This is a genomic window from Variovorax sp. GW458-11-26-14-LB1, assembly GCF_059423965.1.
On the sequence record NZ_JBWKYW010000006.1, the window covers coordinates 100,171 to 116,406 of the forward strand.

Here is a 16,236-nt window from a genome sequence, read left to right on the forward strand (position 1 = left end):
ACGAACAAGGCCGCCGATGCGCCACAGCGGGATCAGACCAAGGGCCGGTCTTCTCCGCGGAACGAGCAAGACCACAGCCCCACGGGTTCCGGCTTCCTATGAATTTCCTATCTAGTCCAATCGCACTGAAGGGCGCAGTCGTGCATTCAGCAGGTCCACCAGCCACAGCAGGCTGCCTCGAGCGAAGCCATGCAGCCTGGCCTGATGGCTCCGATACAGCAGCACGTGGCTGAGCTGGGCCAAACGTCCTTTGAAGGTCACACCTTTGAACATGCCCGTTTTTCCCAGCGAACCATAGGCGTCGTAATCGGCCAAGGAAACCAGGGCACCGAAGTCGGTGTGGCTGAAATCCGGCACCTGCGTGCAGTACTCAAGCGCAGCAGGCAGGTGACGAATCAGGTGCTGCGCCTGCTGATGCGCCACCTGTGCTGTGGGCGGCAACGGCAGATCACCGCCGATAGGCACTAGGCTCGCGCAGTCGCCGACAGCATAAATGGAAGGATCGAGCGTTGTCTGCAGCGAGGGACGCACCAGCAACTGGTTGCTTCGGTTATCGGAGGGTTCGGTTGCGACGCACAGCAGACGTTCAGCGGGCCACACTGACAGCAACCTGTCTGGAGGGGGCGTACACGAAGGACAGCTATGCAGCGATTGCCGTAGTCGGGATCGGAACAATCGATGTCTGCAACGAGGCCAATATCCGACAACCAAGGCAGTGTGAATCGCTGCGGGGCTCAGTCCAGATCGGGCTTCGTAGGTAAGGTCAGTACGCCGACGCATGCCTTCGGCGCCCGCCGAAGTTGCGCGCTTCGGCGGCCAGAGGGTGCGAGAAACCAGCAGGAGGACACTGTATCCATTGAATGCATCAGCGCGTGTCGAATCCTTCCCGCGCCACCCAGAACGGGCGACGCGCGTTCTCTTCGCGAATGCCTTCACAGATCAGCCTGTGCCAACACTGCTGCGTACACAGCGCCACGACGCCTAGCTAGGTGACGTGCAGGTGAAGCTGGACGCCGCCTCGGGATCGCCGGTGCCGTTGTACTTTGGAAACTGCGGGTGCCTGCACATCGGCCGCTGCATGCCCTTGCCCGGCTCGACGCTGCGCGTGGCCACGATCTCGCGGGCGCTGGGATGGGTGCCGGTTTCGATCCAGTCGAACATCGGGGTGACGAGGTCGACGCTGTCCGGGCCCTTGCCGCCTGCCGGCGTGGCGGCGCAGTGGTCGTTGCCTGCCAGCACGTAGTACTCGACGAACCGGTCGGCCGCGGCCTGCCCGCCCGCTGCGGCGACGACCTTGCGGTAGTAGTCCGTGGTGTTGTTCTGCGTGATCAGCCAGTCGGTGGTGCCGTGCATGAGCAGCATCTTGCCGTTGCGGGCCCGGAACCCGCTCAGGTCGGGGTTGACTGCATCGATCAATCGGGCGAGGTGGTCGAGTCGGTTCGTGTACTGCAGCGGGTCGACGTTCAGCGGGTCTGCGGACGGGTCTTGCGCCACGAAGTACTTCATGTAGTCGCCGCCGAGAATCTGAAACGTGGTGCCTCCGATGGCCTGCCACGATGCGTCGTCGGCGGTCTCGCCGCCGACATAGGGAAAGGCCGGCCATGTGTAGCGACCACCCGCCACATCGGTGGGCTCGTACAGGACCTTGGCGGACGCCAGCTGCGCGTCGGTCAGGCAAGAGTCTGCGTCGGCGCCCGTGCATCGGAGCTTGGCCAGATCGGGCTTGCAGGCCTCGGGGTGGCTGATGATGCCGTCCTTCAGGCCGTCGAGTGCATCGCATTGGGACTGCATGAAGTTCGCGAGGGTCTTGACCTTCGGGATGCTCAGGCCCGCCTCGGGCTGGGCCAGCTGCTTGAGTATTTTTTGATACCAGAGGAACTGGCCCGTGTAGGCATTGGCCGGGGCGCGCGCAATCACGCCGTCGAACAGATCGGGATGCCGTTGCGCCTGGATCAACGCCTGACGCCCACCGCCCGAACAGCCCTCGTAGACAAACTTCGAGCGGCCGACCGATTCGCCATAGCGCGAGCGGAGCACGGCCTTCGCCGATGCAAGCACCTTGGGCACGGCACCGTCTGCGTAGTCCTGAAGCAACTGGGGGTCCATAGCGAAGGAGCCATTGGGATGCTTGGCCGCATCGTGTCCATGGTTCGTCGCGATGGTCGCGTAGCCGCTTTCCGCGACGCCAGGGCTGTAGGCGCTGGGGTAGATGGCGCCGTCGAAGCCGCCGCCGCCGATGAACAGGACACGCTGGTTCCAGCTGCTGGGCAGCTTGACTTCGAAGGCGAGTTCCGGCCGCATCTCGCCGCGCACGGTGCAGGTCTCCGGCGTGGTGTCTGTCTGGGGCGTCAGCGTCGCCTGCGTGATCGTGGCGCCTTCGAAGGCCCGGCTCAGGAAGCTGTTGCACGCGGCCTGCGCGCTTCCGGCGGCGGACGGGAACAGCGCGGGTGGCGAGTTGCCACCACCGCTGCCGCTGCCGCCGCAGGAAGCAAGCAGCGCCGCAGCAGCCACCACGGACCACGAGGTGATGCGCCGGTGGGTGTTGCGTCGGCATGTGAGAGGGGCCATCTTCATCTTTTGTCTCCTTGTTGGGGCAATGCCCCCGTGAACGCGCACGCTGGCGCGGAAAGCACTCATGCGGCGGGCGTGAAAAGCACCGTGCCCTGCGCGAGCACGCTGGTCCTGTCGTCTGCGCTCTTGATCGCACCTTGCAATTCGAGAACGCAGCCGCCCTTCGAATGCGCGGCCATCGACGTCACGCGCCACTCGATGAGTACCGTCTCGCTCGCCCGTACGGGACGCAGCAGGTCGACCGAGAAGTTCATGCCCAGCACCTTCCCCCTCGTAGCGAAGTGGCTGGCGGTCAGCCCCATCAGCAGCGAGGTGGTGTGGGTCGCACTGGCGATCAAGCCGCCGAAGCGCGTGCCCTGTGCAAACGCGGCATCATGGTGCAGCGGGTTCTCGTCTCCCGCGGCCAGCGCGAAGGCACGCACTTGCGCTTCGTCGAAGGTGTGGGGTCGCGAGAAGCGATAGCCGGGCCCGACAGGCCCCAGGGCCGCGGCCGCTTCGCACTCAGCCATGGCTCGCGAGCCGGGTGATGGCGTCCTGACTTCCGGCCTGCTGGCGCAAGCGGAACTTCTGGATCTTTCCCGTGGCCGTCTTCGGCAAGGGGGTGAAGATCACGCGGCGCGGACACTTGAAGTGCGCCAGCCGCTCGCGGCAGAACGCAATGATCTCCTGCTCGCTGGGCGCGGCGACACCGGCCTTCAGCTCGATGAACACGCACGGCACCTCGCCCCACTTGGGGTCGGGCTGCGCCACCACGGCGGCATGCAGCACCGCCGGGTGTCCATGGATGACGTCTTCGATTTCGACCGACGAGATGTTCTCGCCGCCCGAAATGATCACGTCCTTCGACCGGTCGGTGATCTGCGCATACCCGTTGGCATGCAGGACCGCGACGTCACCGGTGCGGAACCAGCCGTCGGCGAGCGCCTTGCGCGTTGCCGCCTCGTTCTTGAAGTAGCCCATCATCACGGTGTTGCCGCGCAACATGAGCTCGCCCGCCGATTTGCCGTCGGGCACGACGGGTTCGAGGGTGTCGGCATCGCCGACCATGAGGCCTTCGAACATGGCGGCGCGCACGCCCTGGCGCACGCGCAGCGCCCCCTGCTCGGCGGGCGCTAGGTCGTCCCAGCCGTCCTGCCACACGCAACTCACCGGCGTGCCGGAAACCTCCGTGATTCCGAAGACGTGCTCCACGTCGAAGCCCATCGCCAGCACCGCGTTCAGCACGGCGAGCGGCGGCGGTGAGCCGGCCGTGAGCACGCGCACGGGGCGCGGCAGCCGGGTATCTTTCGCCGCGTCCGCGAGCATCGCCATCACGACCGGCGCTGCGCAGAGGTGATCGATCTGATGGCGCTCGATGGCCTCCAGCACGGCGTCGGCAGACACCCGGCGCAGGCAGACATGGGTGCCCGCCGCCGCAGTCACGGCCCAGGTGAAGCACCATCCGTTCGCGTGGAACATGGGCAAGGTCCACAGGTACTTCGGCGCCCGTGGCATCGCCCAGTTCGTGATCTGCAGCAGGCTCATGAGGTAGGTGCCGCGATGGCTGGCGACCACGCCCTTGGGGTCTCCGGTCGTGCCGGAGGTGTAGTTCAGGGCGATGGGTTGCCACTCGTCGCTGGGCCAGCGACCGGCAAAGTCCGGGTCTCCGTTCGCCAGCAGCGATTCGTAGTCGGTCTCGCCGATGGGTTCGCCGGGTGGTGCGAGGTGGTCGTTGATGTCGATGACCGCAGGCGCACGGTCGAGCAGCTTCAGCGCTGCGGCCACCGTGGCGGCGAACTCGCGATCGACCATCAGCAATTTGCACTCGCCGTGGCGCAGGATGAACGCGATGCCTTCGGCATCCAGGCGATGGTTGATTGCGTTGAGCACCGCGCCGGCCAGCGGAATGCCGAAGTGGGCCTCCAGCATGGCCGGCGTGTTGGGCGCGAGCACCGAGACGGTGTCGCCCGGTTCGATGCCTCGCATCGCCAGCGCGGACGCCAGGCGATGGCAGCGCTCGCGCGTCTGCGCCCAGGTTCGCGTCAGCTCGCCGTGCACCACCGCCACGCGGTTCGGATGCGCGAGCGCCGCGCGGTCGAGAAAGCCCAGCGGCGTGAGCGGCACATGATTTGCCGCGCAGCGTTCGAGGCCCCGTGCATAGGATGGCGCGCTCATGCGGTGGTCTCCTTGGAGGTGTCGTGGAAGGTCGTAAACGCGGAGACTGGCTCGCGCTCGGTGACGAGCGAGTTCTCGACCGACGAGGTGTCGGCGTAGCCCAGGCTCATGCCGCAGACCAGCATCTGGCCGGCGGGAATGTCCAGCAGGTCCGCGATCTGGCGATGGAATTTCAGGAACGCGGCCTGCGGGCAGGTGTGGAGGTTGCGGCCGCGCGCGGCCACCATCACGCTCTGCAGGAACATGCCGTAGTCCAGCAGGCTGCCCTCCTCGAGTTCGCGGTCCACCGTGAAGAACAGGCCCACGGGCGCATCGAAGAAGCGGTAGTTGCGACCGTGCTGCAGGTGCATGCGCTGCTTGTCGCCCTTGGCGATGCCGAGCAATCCGTAGAGGTCCCAGCCGACCTTGCGGCGCCGCTCCAGGTAGGGAGAACACCATTCGCGCGGGTAGTAGTCGTAGGGCTCGAGCAGCTCGCCCGACCGGCCGGGATCGTCGTCGAGCACGGCAATCGCCGCCGACAGACGGGCCTTGGCAGGCCCCGTCAGCACATGCACATGCCAGGGCTGCATGTTCATGCCGGAGGCGCTGTAGCGCGCCGTCGAGAGGATCGCCTCGACCTCTTCCCGGGGCACCGGCCGGGGCAAGAACGCCCTGACGCTGCGCCGGGTGGCAATGGCCCAGTCGACCGCTCCTTGCAGCGCGTGTGCCTCCAGCGGTGGCGCCATCATTCGGTTCATTGAGGTTTCCTTGCTATTTCGAAGCCGGGCGAATCGCCCCGTCCACACGGCCCACTTCGCCGGTGGCCGCGCGCGCGGCCTTGGCCTGGGTCGACGCGGCGCGCGACTGGTTCACGAACGACACCGCTGCCGCGCCGATGACGCCGGCCAGGGCGATCGCCATGAAGTTCTGCTCGATGGGCAGGCTCAGCGACACGAGCCAGCCGATCAGGATCGGCGCGGCAATGGCGCCGATACGGCCGACACCCGAGGCAAAGCCGACACCCGTCGAACGCACGGCCGGTGGATAGAAATCGCCGGCGTAGGCATAGGCCAGCAGTTGCGTTCCGAGCGTGGACGCCCCCACCACGAACACGGCAACGAACAGCAGCTCGGTCGATTTCGTGTATGCGAGCGCGGCCAGCGACGCAGCCCCGACCACGTAGAACGCCACCAGCACATGCTTGATGTTGAACTTGTCGCTCAGCAAGCCGCCGCCGATCGCGCCCACGATCGCACCGACGTTGAAGACGATCACGAAGTTCAGGGCCGAGCCCAGGCTGTATCCCGCCATGGCCATGAGCTTGGTCAGCCAGGAGTTCAGCGCGTAGACCATGAACAGCCCCGTCATGAAAGCCACCCAGATCATCACGGTGCTGAACGCGCGTCCGGCGTCGAACAGGGTGCGCACCGGCGCGTCGTGCAGGCAGTCGGTGGACGCGCCGACATACACGATGCCGGCTGCGTTCGGCTGCTCCGGCGCGAGCTTGGCCGCGATCTCCCCGAGCTGCCGCTGGTCACCCTTCTTGAGAAGAAACGACAGCGATTCGGGCATCGTTTTCAGGATGAGCGGAATCAGTAGCACGGGCAGGCCGGCCACATAGAACACCCATTGCCATCCGTGGCTCTCGATGAGCTGCTTGGCAGTGAGCGCAACCAGAATGCCGCCTACGGAGTAGCCCGCGAAAACCATCGTCACCAGGCGCGTGCGCAGCTTCACCGGGGCGAACTCGCCCATCTGCGCGGTCACGATGGGCAACACCCCGCCGATGCCGAGGCCCGCGATGAAGCGGGCGACGCTGAAGCCGATGGGTTCGGTGGCCAGCCCGGTCAGCGCCGTGAAGACACTGAAGAGCGCCACGCACACCGCGATCATGCGAGGGCGGCCGATGCGGTCTGCCAAGGTGCCCAGGAAGATCGCGCCCAGCATGGTTCCGAACAACGCCGACCCGGCCATGACGCCGGCGCTCGTGGCGTCGACGCCCATGTCTTTCATGATCGATGGCAGCGCGGCACCCACGACCGCCAGGTCATAGCCGTCGATGACCAGGATCAACACGCACCACCAGAGCACGAGCCCGTGAAAGCCGTTGAACCGGGAGTGCCCCGCCAACGCGTGAATATCGACCTGCTTGCCGGCCTGCTGCATGTTTTTGTCTCCTGTCGTTTGATCTGTCGCGAGATGCGATGTCGACGGGAGGTTAGTTCTGCAGGCGGCACGCTTCCATGCCCGCGCGTCTCGATCTGGATGGGGCGTTCGGACATGTCGGCATCCCTGCCGGACGCCGGAGCTTCGGCTTATTGCGGCGCGGGCGCGGACGAGCGATAGGCGCCCGGGCTGACGCCTGTCCATTTCTTGAAGGCGCGATGGAAGGCGCTGGTTTCCTGGAAGCCGGTGCGGGCAGCGACTTCGGCCACCGTCAGCGACGCACTCGACAAGAGGTCGATGGCGATGTCGCGCCGCAGGTCGTCCTTCACGCGCTGGTAGCTCACGCCCTCCTGCTGCAAGCGGCGTTGCAGCGTGGTGCCGGAAACGCAGAGTTCCTGTGCGAGCTTTTCGAGTTCGGGCCACGCCTCGGGCATCTGGCTGCGCAACCTGTTGCGCACCTGGGCGCTGGTGCTTGCATCGTTGCGGTACTTGACCAGCAGGTTGGCCGGCGCTTCCCTCAGGAAGTTGTTGACCGTGGCGGGCAACTCCGCGATCTTCAGGTCCAGCAGATCGCTGGCGAAGCTGATGTGCGTAGTCTCTCCGTTGAACTTCACGTTCTCGCAGAAGCGCGTGCGGTAGTGGCTGTCGTCGCCGGGCGGCGGGCACCGGAACTGCATCTCGCGCAGGGGAATGCGCCGGTGCACGAGCCAGCACGCCAGGCCATGAACGAGGATGAACCAGGTGCCGTAGCCGAACAGCCGGCGCAGCACGCCGCCGTCATGCAGGACGATGCGCGCCTCGTCGCCATCGCAGACCAGCTCGCCGCGGAAGTCGTCCAGCGTGGCGTGGAGGAACCTCAGGATGCGGCGCAATGCGTGCGCGAGGTTGTCGGCGTTGACGGCGGCGCGCGTCATGAGCGCATAGCTGCCGCGGCGAAGCCCGTGGCTGTCCAGGCCGAAGAACTCGTCGTCCATCAGGTCGGCCAGCGCCACCCACATCTGCGAGTACGCCGCCGCCGAGATGCGCGCGCGCGGCGCGTTCAACAGCTCACGATCAATCTTGGCGCTTTCGAGGACGCTGCTGATGTCCATGTTTCTCAGCGCCGCGGCGTGGATCGCCTCGTGCACCAGTTCAATGGACACGGTTCCCTTCAAGCCTGCAGACTTCATACGCACTCGCTCAAGAATCAGTGGTGGGGCGAGCTCTTTATAAGCGCGTTTCGCGCTGTGCAGGATGCGGCCTCAGGGGACCCGCAGCGTCTGCAGCAATGAGATGCCGCCGACCTCTGTCGTGGGCTGTCGCGGAAATTGTGCGACTAGGTGCTCTGGGAACCGGAAGCGCCAGGCGTCATCGAGGAAAGCCTCGACAGTACGGCGCTGCGGCAGACATCCAGAATTTCATCGGCCAGTGGCGAGTCGTCAGGACACGCCCGCGACAGCACGATGGCACCGACTGCCTGCGCAATGAGGTCGATCCGCCTGGCGCGTGCGTCGCCGCCCTGATCGTCCTCCTCTGGCGCGTCGAACTGGTTTCCCAGGGTCACCAGCAGGTTTTCAATGCCGGTCGCAAACGCCGTCTTGATCGACTCCGGTTGGCGCGCAGCATCTGCACACAGGGCGGCCATCGTGCAACCGTCACCCGGTGCATCTCGGTGTTCACGGGACAGATAGTGATGGACAAATGCCATCGCATCGACGCCTTCGGCCTTGGCGGCCGTCTGCGCAAAACCGCAAGTCGCGGCTTGCGCCATCAGGTCGGCCTTGGATTCGAAGTGCTTATAGAACCCGCCGTGGGTAAAGCCTGCGAACGCCATCAAGTCCGCAATCCCCACCCCGTCGTAACCACGCTCGCGAAACAGCGTGGAGGCCGTCTCGACGATGTGCGCCCGGTTCGCCTGTGCCTGCGCCTTGGTGACCTTCATGTCCAGGACCTCTCTAGATGTGCCATCGGTGAAGCCATGAATATACATTGATGTCGATCATCATCAAAGTCCTTGACATCAAAGATGATGATCGACATCATTAGGCCAACTTACCTTGGAAGGCTTCCGAAAATGAGCGATACCCACCTGACCGCACCCACCCGCTTCGTCGAAGTGGATGGCGACAAATTCGCCCATCGCCGCTGGGGCAACACCTCCAGCGGACAGCCCCCTCTGTTCTTCGTCCAGCATTTCCGCGGCGGCCTGGACCACTGGGATCCCCTGTTGACCGATGGTCTGGCCGCAGGCCGCGAGGTCATCCTTTACAACGGTCGCGGCATTGCCTCCTCGACCGGCACGCCCCGCAACCGGATCGAAGACATGGCGGACGACATCGCCCTGGTGATCCGGGCGCTGGGTCTGTCCCAGGTCGATCTGCTTGGTTTCTCGATCGGGGGCTTCCAGGTGCAGGAGGTCGTGCTGCGTCACCCGCAACTGGTTCGAAAGCTCGTCCTGCTCGGCACCGGACTGCGCGGCGGCGATCCGAAGATGGAGCCCAGGGTGCTGGAGGTCGCGCCGAACCCCGTGCCGACCGCGGATGACTTTCTCTACCTGTTCTTCGGCCGCTCGGAAGCTGCCAAGCAGGCGGGTCTGGCCTTCTGGGAGCGCCGCCACCAGCGCGCCGACCAGGACCCGCCCAGCTCGATGGCCGTCGCTCAAGCCCAAGCCGAGGCGCACGCCGCCTACCTGCAGCCGCTGCCGGGTGCGAACCCCTATGCCTTCCTGAACGCCGTCACGCAGCCGACCCTGGTGCTCAACGGCGTCGACGACATCATGATTCCCACGATCAACTCCTGGCATCTGTCGCAGAACATTCCCAACGCGCAGCTGTTGATCTATCCCGACGCCGGACACGGCGCGCAGTTCCAGTATCCCGAGCGCTTCCTGCAACACGCGATCCAGTTCCTCGAGGAGTGATGCCGTAGCGCATCCCGTCCCCGCCCGATCAACGACGACACAGCAAACAAGCATGACTGACAAGACGCTCTTCGAGCCCTACACACTTGGCTCACTCCAACTGTCCAACCGCATCGTGATGGCGCCGCTGACGCGCAATCGGGCAGGCGCGGGTCTGGTGCCCAGCGAGTACGCCGCCACCTACTACGGTCAGCGCGCCTCGGCGGGCCTGATCATCACCGAGGCCACCCAGATCTCGGCCGATGCCCAGGGCTACCAGGACACCCCGGGTCTGTACACGCCGCAGCAGATCGACGGCTGGCGCAAGGTGACCGACGCCGTTCACGCCAAGGGCGGGCGGATCTTCGTGCAGTTGTGGCACGTGGGCCGTATCTCCCACGTCGACCTGCGCCCTGGTGGCACCGCGCCGGTGGCCCCCTCCCCCATCCGCGCCGCGACCAAGACCTTCGTCAACAACGGTTTTCATGACGTCTCTGAGCCACGTGCCCTGACCCTGGATGAGATTCCAGGCATCGTCGAGGATTTCCGCCAGGCTGCGGCCCATGCAATCACTGCGGGGTTCGACGGCGTCGAGGTCCACGGTGCCAACGGCTACCTGCTGGAGCAGTTCATCAAGGACGGTGCCAACACCCGGACGGACGCGTACGGCGGCTCCATCGAGAACCGCGCGCGCCTGTTGCTCGAAGTCACGGCCGCCGTGGCGAAGGAAATCGGTGCCGAGCGCACCGGTGTGCGCCTCTCGCCGGTGTCGTCGGCCGGCGCCATTTCGTCCAGCGATCCGCAGTCGCAGTACGACTACATCGCCGAGCAACTCAATGCGATGGGCATCGTCTACCTGCATGTGGTCGAAGGCGCCACCGGGGGTCCGCGCGATGCCGCACCGTTCGATTTCGACGCCTTGCGCACTCGCTTCAAGAACACCTACCTGGCCAACAACGGGTATGACCTCGAACTGGCCAACGCCCGCCTGATCGAGGACAAGGCCGACCTGTTCGTCTTCGGCCGCCCCTTCATCAGCAACCCCGATCTGGTCGAAAGGCTGGAGATCGGCGCACCCCTCGCCGCGCTGGACCCCACCACGCTGTATGGCGGTGGCGCCAAAGGCTACATCGACTATCCGACCCTCGCTGATTCCAGCGTCCGGTAGTCGTTTTTCCACGCTGCATATCGCGGCATGGACTCACCCTTTCGATCACGAGCAAAACACATGACCTCTCATTCCACTGTTCTCATCACGGGCGCCTCGACCGGCATTGGCGCCATCTATGCCGACCGCTTCGCACGCCGCGGCCACGACCTCGTGCTGGTGGCGCGCGACAAGGCGCGGCTGGAAACGCTCGCGGCGCGCCTGCGTGAGGAAACCGGCGCTGCCGTCGATATCCTTGCGGCCGATCTGACCCAACCCGGCGACCTGGCCGCCGTCGAGACGCGACTGCGCGAGGACGCCAGGATCGAGACCCTGATCAACAACGCCGGGGCCGCACTGTCCGGCCCGTTCATCGACCAGTCGACAGACGATGTCGCCCGCTTGGTCAGCCTCAACACCACCGCACTCGTGAGGCTGGCGAGCGCCATCGCCCCGCGCCTGGTGCAGGCCGGCAAAGGCGCGATCGTCAACATCGGCTCGGTGGTCGGCTTGGCGCCCGAGTTCGGCATGTCGGTCTACGGCGCGACCAAGGCCTTCGTGCTGTTCCTGTCCCAGGGGTTGAGCCTGGAGCTCGCGCCCAAGGGCGTCTACGTGCAGGCGGTGTTGCCGGCCGGCACCCGCACCGAGATCTGGGAGCGCGCGGGCATCGATACCCGTGCGATGCCCGACCTGATGGGAGTAGAAGAGCTGGTGGATGCCGCGCTGACCGGATTCGACCGCCGTGAACTCGTGACCATCCCGCCGTTGCACGATGCCGCGCGCTGGGAAGTGCTGAACACGGCACGTCAGGCCCTGGTCGCGGACATTCGGCAGGCGCACGTGGCGGAGCGCTATCGAACCGCCGCCTGAAACGGCAAGAACGCCAGAACGGAAGGAACAGCACATGACATTCAAGGCACTGCTCGCCAGCAAGACCGGCGACACCATTTCAAGCAGCCTGGTCGACTTCAAGGAAGAGGACCTGATGCCGGGCGACGTCACCGTCGCGGTCGAGTACTCGACGGTGAACTACAAGGACGCGATGGCGCTCAGTGGCCGGTCACCGGTCATTCGCCAGTTTCCGCTGATTCCGGGCATCGACTTTGCCGGTGTCGTCGAGTCGTCGACTTATCCCGGCATCGCAGCCGGCGACCGTGTGCTGGCCAACGGCTGGGGACTGAGCCAGACGCACCACGGCGGCTTTGCGCAAAAGGCGCGGGTGAGCGGTGATTGGCTGGTCAAGGTTCCCGAGGTGTTTTCGACCCGGGATGCCATGGCCGTCGGCACCGCCGGGTACACCGCCATGCTGTCGGTGCTCGCGCTCGAGCATGGTGGCCTGACGCCCGAGCACGGCGACATCCTGGTGACGGGCGCCAATGGCGGCGCCGGCTCCGTGGCGATCGCGCTGCTGTCGAGCCTGGGCTATCGCGTGATCGCGTCGACCGGGCGTCTCGAGGAATCCGATTACCTGCGTGCGCTGGGCGCGGCGGACATCATCGACCGTCACACCCTGTCCGAAGCGGGCGCACCGATCGCCAAGGAGCGATGGGCCGGGGCCATCGATTCGGTCGGCAGCCATACCTTGGCAAACGTCCTGGCGCAGACCCGGTATCGCGGCGTGGTCGCGGCCTTCGGGCTCGCACAGGGCGCGGACCTGCCGGCATCCGTCCTGCCCTTCATCCTGCGCAACGTCACCCTCGCCGGTATCGACTCGGTCAATGCGCCGCAGCCTGCGCGGCTGCAGGCGTGGTCGCGTCTGGCCAGCGACCTGGACCTGGACAAGCTGGCACGGACCACCAAGGTGATCGGATTGGCAGAGGTTCCTGACGTTGCCAGCCAGGTACTCGCAGGGAAGGTCCAGGGGCGCACCATCGTGGATGTGAACGCCTGACCGGATCGCGCATGCCCTTCATCGACGCTCCCAACCTCTCGATCGATGTCGACGGGACTGCATTCGCGTACCGCGACCTGGGGCCGCGCGATGGCGTGCCTCTGGTCCTGCTCAACCACTGGGGCGCGGTCCTCGACAATTTCGACCCGCGGATCGTCGATGGACTTGCCCGCAGGCATCGCATCATCGCCATCGACTACCGAGGGATCGGCGCTTCAGGCGGAACAGCGCCTGTGACCATCGATGCGATGGCGCGGGATGCGATCGCGCTGGTCCACGCACTGGGCTTCGAGAAGATTGATCTGCTTGGCTTCTCCCTCGGAGGATTCGTGGCGCAGGACATCGTGCTGAAAGCCCCCGGCCTGGTGCGCCGACTCATCCTGACCGGCACAGGGCCGGCAGGCGGCACAGGCATCGAACGGGTCGGAGCGGTCTCCTGGCCGCTGATAGTCAAAGGCCTGCTGACGCTGCGGGATCCGAAGACCTTTCTGTTCTTCACCTCCACGGCCAACGGTCGTCAAGCCGCGAAAGCCTTCCTGGAGCGACTGAAGGAGCGCAAGGCGGATCGGGACAAGGAACCGATGCCCCCTGCCTTCCTGCGACAGCTGAAGGCCATCAAGGCCTGGGGCCAGCAGGCGCCCCAGGATCTGGGCGGCATCCGCATCCCTGTGTTGATCGCCAATGGCGACAACGACATCATGGTTCCCACCGTGAACAGTCACGACATGGCGCGTCGCATCCCAGGCTCACAACTGGTCATCTACAAAGACGCTGGGCATGGCGGGATTTTCCAGTATCACGGCGAATTCGTGCCCAAGGCGCTGGCCTTTCTCAATGACTGAACGACGGCATCTTTTGCAACCGGCTTCAGGCCGACTTTCCCGACCGCCCCCTGTGGGGCGGGGCTGCCCGAAGCGCATTCAATCAAACACTCTGGAAAAAAGTCGCCCATGAAAGCGTTCATCATCGATCGTTACGGAAAGAATGAAGTTGGCCGCATCGGCGAAACGCCCGAGCCCGAGGTGCGGGACGATGACGTCCTAATCCAGATCCACGCGGCGAGCATCAATGCCCTGGACTCGAAGATCAAGAGCGGCGAATTCAAATTGATTCTTCCCTACCACTTCCCCCTGATCCTGGGCAACGACCTGGCCGGTACGGTTGAGCGGGTCGGCGCTCGCGTTCGCAGCTTCAAACCGGGCGACGAGGTCTATGCGCGCCCCGACGACGATCGCATCGGCACCTTCGCTGAGTTCATCGCCGTCAAGGAATCGTCGCTGGCGCTGAAGCCCAAGAATCTCAGCATGGTCGAGGCCGCATCCGTTCCTCTGGTGGCCCTGACCGCCTGGCAGGTGCTGGTCGAAACCGCCAAGCTGAAAAAGGGGCAGAAGGTCCTGATCCATGCCGGCTCCGGCGGCGTCGGCACCATCGCCATCCAGCTTGCCAAGCATCTCGGGGCATTCGTGGCCACGACCACCAGCACGGCCAACGTCGCCTGGGTGAAGGCCTTGGGCGCGGACGTCGTCATCGATTACAAGCAGCAGGATTTCGCCACGGTGCTCCGCGACTACGACGTGGTGTTGAACAGCCTCGGCAACGGCGAGCTGAACAAATCCCTCCAGGTTCTCAAGCCGGGCGGGCATCTCATCTCCATCTCGGGGCCGCCCACCCCGGCGTTCGCCATCGCGCGAGGACTGGTCTGGCCGCTCAGGCAAGTGCTGCGCCTGTTGAGTTTCGGCATCAGGAACAAGGCAAAGAAGAACGGGGGCCACTACACCTTCGTCTTCATGCGGGCCGATGGGGCGCAGTTGCGAGAGATCACCGCCCTCATCGAGTCAGGCGCCATCCGCCCGATCGTCGACAAAGTGTTCCCATTTCAGGACACCCACAAAGCGTTGGCCTACGTCGACAGTGGGCGCGCCAAGGGCAAGGTCGTGGTGCAAGTGGTGTAGCTGCCGCCTGCCTGCGCTAGCGTCTTTGATCAGGCCCTTGCCCCGCCGACTCAGGCCATCGCACGGCCGACGCGCAAGCCTCCGGTGGCCTTGGCGTTCTGTACCCGCTCTGCATGACCAGGGGATCGACCTTGAGTTCATACACAACCGCCCGCATCGGCAAGCGCGCGCTGGTGACCGGCGCATCTAGCGGCATCGGTGCGGCCATCGACGCGTGGACCCACATTTTCGCTGACGCTTGAACCGCCTGTATTCCAACGCGCACGCCTGTGGTTCTGCGCATCGGTGCGCAGAAGCGGGTCAGCGTTCGATGGAAAAGTGGGGCCAATGAGCGTGGGAATCCACATCAAAGGCCTCCCGCAGAAACGCGGAGTTCGAAACCTTCGAGATCCCGAAGGACTTGGACTACGACGTGGCCGTCCCAGCGGACGACATCAGGGCGCCTGGTCACGCCGCAGCAAGCTGGTTGCGCGATCCTGCTCGCTTCAGTGACAACCCGCAGGGAGGCGCGCATCCTTCGCACGTTGCCAGCTCACTGCGCGTCGATCCTCATCCGCGAACCTGTAGGCTTCAACCGGCTCACGAGAAAATCCAGCAGTGCCCGATGCACCGCCGTGCTGTGCCTGCGCTCCAGGTACACAGCGGACAGCCACATGTCGCTGCGCACGAACTCCGACAGCACGGGCACCAATCGCCCGCTCTCGACGTAAGGCGCGAGCATCACCGAGGGCAAGTAGACGACGCCTGCGCCAAGCAGCGCCGCCTGGATGAGCGGACTGGCTTCCGTCGCATCCAACGGTCCACGGACCGGGACCTCGAGTGGCTGACCGTCGACTTCGAAGCGCCACTTGGGCAGCGGATTCAGATGGCTGCTGAACAGCGCGATGTGATGCGCAAGTTCGCCCGGATGAGCTGGCACACCATGCTTACGCCAGTAAACGGGAGCCGCGCAGACAGTGAGCTCCATCGATACCAGTTTTCGAACGATCAGGTTCTCATTGGCTGACGCGCCGAAGCGAAGCGCGATGTCGACGCCTTCCTCCGCAAGATCGACCATGCGGTTTGTGAGCACGAGACTGATGCTGACCTCCGGATAGTGGCCAAGAAAGGCGTTGATCAATGCCGGCAATTCGGTCAGTTCCATGCCGTAAGGCGCCGAGATGCGCACGCGCCCGCTGGGGATCCGCGCGCGGTCCTGGAGCTCGGCTTGCGTGACGTCGGCCAGTTCGAGCATGGGCCTGCTTCTTTCGAGCAGCAAGGCGCCAGCGTCCGTCAGGCTGACGGCATGGCTGGTCCGGTTCAGCAATCTGACACCGAACCGGCTCTCGAGTGCCGCGATGTATTTGCTGACGGTGCCCTTGGACAGCGAAAGATGCTTGGCCGTGCGGGAGAAGCTCCCCGAAGTGGCGACCTCGCTGAATGTGCGCAGGAGATCCAGGCTGTCCACAAATGTTCTCCTTCTTGTTGGTCAGGGCGACGCTGGGTACAAGCATCTCGG

At 65.0% G+C, this 16,236-nt stretch carries 14 protein-coding genes and 1 pseudogene; 6 read left to right on the forward strand and 9 right to left on the reverse strand.

Annotated elements, in window-relative coordinates:
• Positions 1–111: 111 nt before the first annotated feature.
• The 8 genes and pseudogenes from AC07YS_RS06465 to AC07YS_RS06500 all read right to left on the reverse strand — a co-directional run.
• Positions 112–549 (reverse strand): annotated as a pseudogene (locus AC07YS_RS06465) (NAD(P)/FAD-dependent oxidoreductase); the annotation flags it as partial.
• Between the two features lie 432 nt (positions 550–981).
• Positions 982–2,574: a tannase/feruloyl esterase family alpha/beta hydrolase gene (locus AC07YS_RS06470; protein ID WP_492736750.1), complete on the reverse strand. Its 1,593-nt coding sequence runs from the start codon at positions 2,572–2,574 to the stop codon at positions 982–984.
• Positions 2,575–2,633: 59 nt separating this feature from the next.
• Positions 2,634–3,080: a MaoC family dehydratase gene (locus AC07YS_RS06475; protein ID WP_070059255.1), complete on the reverse strand. Its 447-nt coding sequence runs from the start codon at positions 3,078–3,080 to the stop codon at positions 2,634–2,636.
• Entirely contained in the window at positions 3,073–4,725 is a 1,653-nt protein-coding gene (locus AC07YS_RS06480) for an AMP-binding protein (protein WP_492736752.1), read from the reverse strand. The genes AC07YS_RS06475 and AC07YS_RS06480 overlap by 8 nt, the downstream gene beginning before the upstream one ends.
• Positions 4,722–5,462 carry a nitroreductase gene (locus AC07YS_RS06485; protein ID WP_159270788.1) on the reverse strand — a complete coding sequence of 247 codons (741 nt, stop codon included), beginning with the start codon at positions 5,460–5,462 and terminating at the stop codon, positions 4,722–4,724. Before AC07YS_RS06485 ends, AC07YS_RS06480 begins: the two co-directional genes overlap by 4 nt.
• A gap of 13 nt (positions 5,463–5,475) precedes the next feature.
• Positions 5,476–6,870, reverse strand: a complete 1,395-nt coding sequence (locus AC07YS_RS06490; RefSeq protein WP_492736754.1) for an MFS transporter — start codon at positions 6,868–6,870, stop codon at positions 5,476–5,478.
• A 149-nt stretch (positions 6,871–7,019) separates the two neighbouring features.
• On the reverse strand, positions 7,020–8,039 hold the full coding sequence (locus AC07YS_RS06495; RefSeq protein WP_495267535.1) for an AraC family transcriptional regulator: 1,020 nt from the start codon (positions 8,037–8,039) through the stop codon (positions 7,020–7,022).
• Between the two features lie 146 nt (positions 8,040–8,185).
• Positions 8,186–8,791, reverse strand: a complete 606-nt coding sequence (locus tag AC07YS_RS06500; protein ID WP_095747520.1) for a TetR/AcrR family transcriptional regulator — start codon at positions 8,789–8,791, stop codon at positions 8,186–8,188.
• A 132-nt stretch (positions 8,792–8,923) separates the two neighbouring features.
• Here AC07YS_RS06500 and AC07YS_RS06505 point away from each other — a divergent pair, with 132 nt between their 5' ends.
• The 6 genes from AC07YS_RS06505 (at position 8,924) to AC07YS_RS06530 (ending at position 14,738) form a co-directional block, all read left to right on the forward strand.
• Positions 8,924–9,769, forward strand: a complete 846-nt coding sequence (locus AC07YS_RS06505; RefSeq protein WP_139701795.1) for an alpha/beta fold hydrolase — start codon at positions 8,924–8,926, stop codon at positions 9,767–9,769.
• 52 nt (positions 9,770–9,821) lie between these two features.
• On the forward strand, positions 9,822–10,916 hold the full coding sequence (locus tag AC07YS_RS06510) for an alkene reductase (protein WP_139701796.1): 1,095 nt from the start codon (positions 9,822–9,824) through the stop codon (positions 10,914–10,916).
• Between the two features lie 60 nt (positions 10,917–10,976).
• The gene (locus AC07YS_RS06515; protein ID WP_070059257.1) at positions 10,977–11,765 is read left to right on the forward strand and encodes an SDR family NAD(P)-dependent oxidoreductase; all 789 of its coding nucleotides are present in this window, start codon (positions 10,977–10,979) and stop codon (positions 11,763–11,765) included.
• A gap of 34 nt (positions 11,766–11,799) precedes the next feature.
• A complete protein-coding gene (gene acuI, locus AC07YS_RS06520) occupies positions 11,800–12,786 on the forward strand; it encodes an acrylyl-CoA reductase (NADPH) (RefSeq protein ID WP_390344587.1) in 987 nt (328 codons plus the stop codon).
• Positions 12,787–12,797: 11 nt separating this feature from the next.
• On the forward strand, positions 12,798–13,628 hold the full coding sequence (locus AC07YS_RS06525) for an alpha/beta fold hydrolase (protein ID WP_139701798.1): 831 nt from the start codon (positions 12,798–12,800) through the stop codon (positions 13,626–13,628).
• Between the two features lie 108 nt (positions 13,629–13,736).
• Positions 13,737–14,738, forward strand: a complete 1,002-nt coding sequence (locus tag AC07YS_RS06530; RefSeq protein ID WP_492736759.1) for an NADP-dependent oxidoreductase — start codon at positions 13,737–13,739, stop codon at positions 14,736–14,738.
• 532 nt (positions 14,739–15,270) lie between these two features.
• Here the strand turns inward: AC07YS_RS06530 and AC07YS_RS06535 are convergent.
• On the reverse strand, positions 15,271–16,185 hold the full coding sequence (locus AC07YS_RS06535) for a LysR family transcriptional regulator (protein WP_070059261.1): 915 nt from the start codon (positions 16,183–16,185) through the stop codon (positions 15,271–15,273).
• Between the last annotated feature and the right edge of the window lie 51 nt (positions 16,186–16,236).

Coding starts and splice junctions, on each gene's coding strand:
- AC07YS_RS06470 (WP_492736750.1), bottom strand. CDS start 2,574: ATGAAGATGGCCCCTCTCACATGCCGACGCAACACCCACCGGCGCATC.
- AC07YS_RS06475 (WP_070059255.1), bottom strand. CDS start 3,080: ATGGCTGAGTGCGAAGCGGCCGCGGCCCTGGGGCCTGTCGGGCCCGGC.
- AC07YS_RS06480 (WP_492736752.1), bottom strand. CDS start 4,725: ATGAGCGCGCCATCCTATGCACGGGGCCTCGAACGCTGCGCGGCAAAT.
- AC07YS_RS06485 (WP_159270788.1), bottom strand. CDS start 5,462: ATGAACCGAATGATGGCGCCACCGCTGGAGGCACACGCGCTGCAAGGA.
- AC07YS_RS06490 (WP_492736754.1), bottom strand. CDS start 6,870: ATGCAGCAGGCCGGCAAGCAGGTCGATATTCACGCGTTGGCGGGGCAC.
- AC07YS_RS06495 (WP_495267535.1), bottom strand. CDS start 8,039: ATGAAGTCTGCAGGCTTGAAGGGAACCGTGTCCATTGAACTGGTGCAC.
- AC07YS_RS06500 (WP_095747520.1), bottom strand. CDS start 8,791: ATGAAGGTCACCAAGGCGCAGGCACAGGCGAACCGGGCGCACATCGTC.
- AC07YS_RS06505 (WP_139701795.1), top strand. CDS start 8,924: ATGAGCGATACCCACCTGACCGCACCCACCCGCTTCGTCGAAGTGGAT.
- AC07YS_RS06510 (WP_139701796.1), top strand. CDS start 9,822: ATGACTGACAAGACGCTCTTCGAGCCCTACACACTTGGCTCACTCCAA.
- AC07YS_RS06515 (WP_070059257.1), top strand. CDS start 10,977: ATGACCTCTCATTCCACTGTTCTCATCACGGGCGCCTCGACCGGCATT.
- acuI (WP_390344587.1), top strand. CDS start 11,800: ATGACATTCAAGGCACTGCTCGCCAGCAAGACCGGCGACACCATTTCA.
- AC07YS_RS06525 (WP_139701798.1), top strand. CDS start 12,798: ATGCCCTTCATCGACGCTCCCAACCTCTCGATCGATGTCGACGGGACT.
- AC07YS_RS06530 (WP_492736759.1), top strand. CDS start 13,737: ATGAAAGCGTTCATCATCGATCGTTACGGAAAGAATGAAGTTGGCCGC.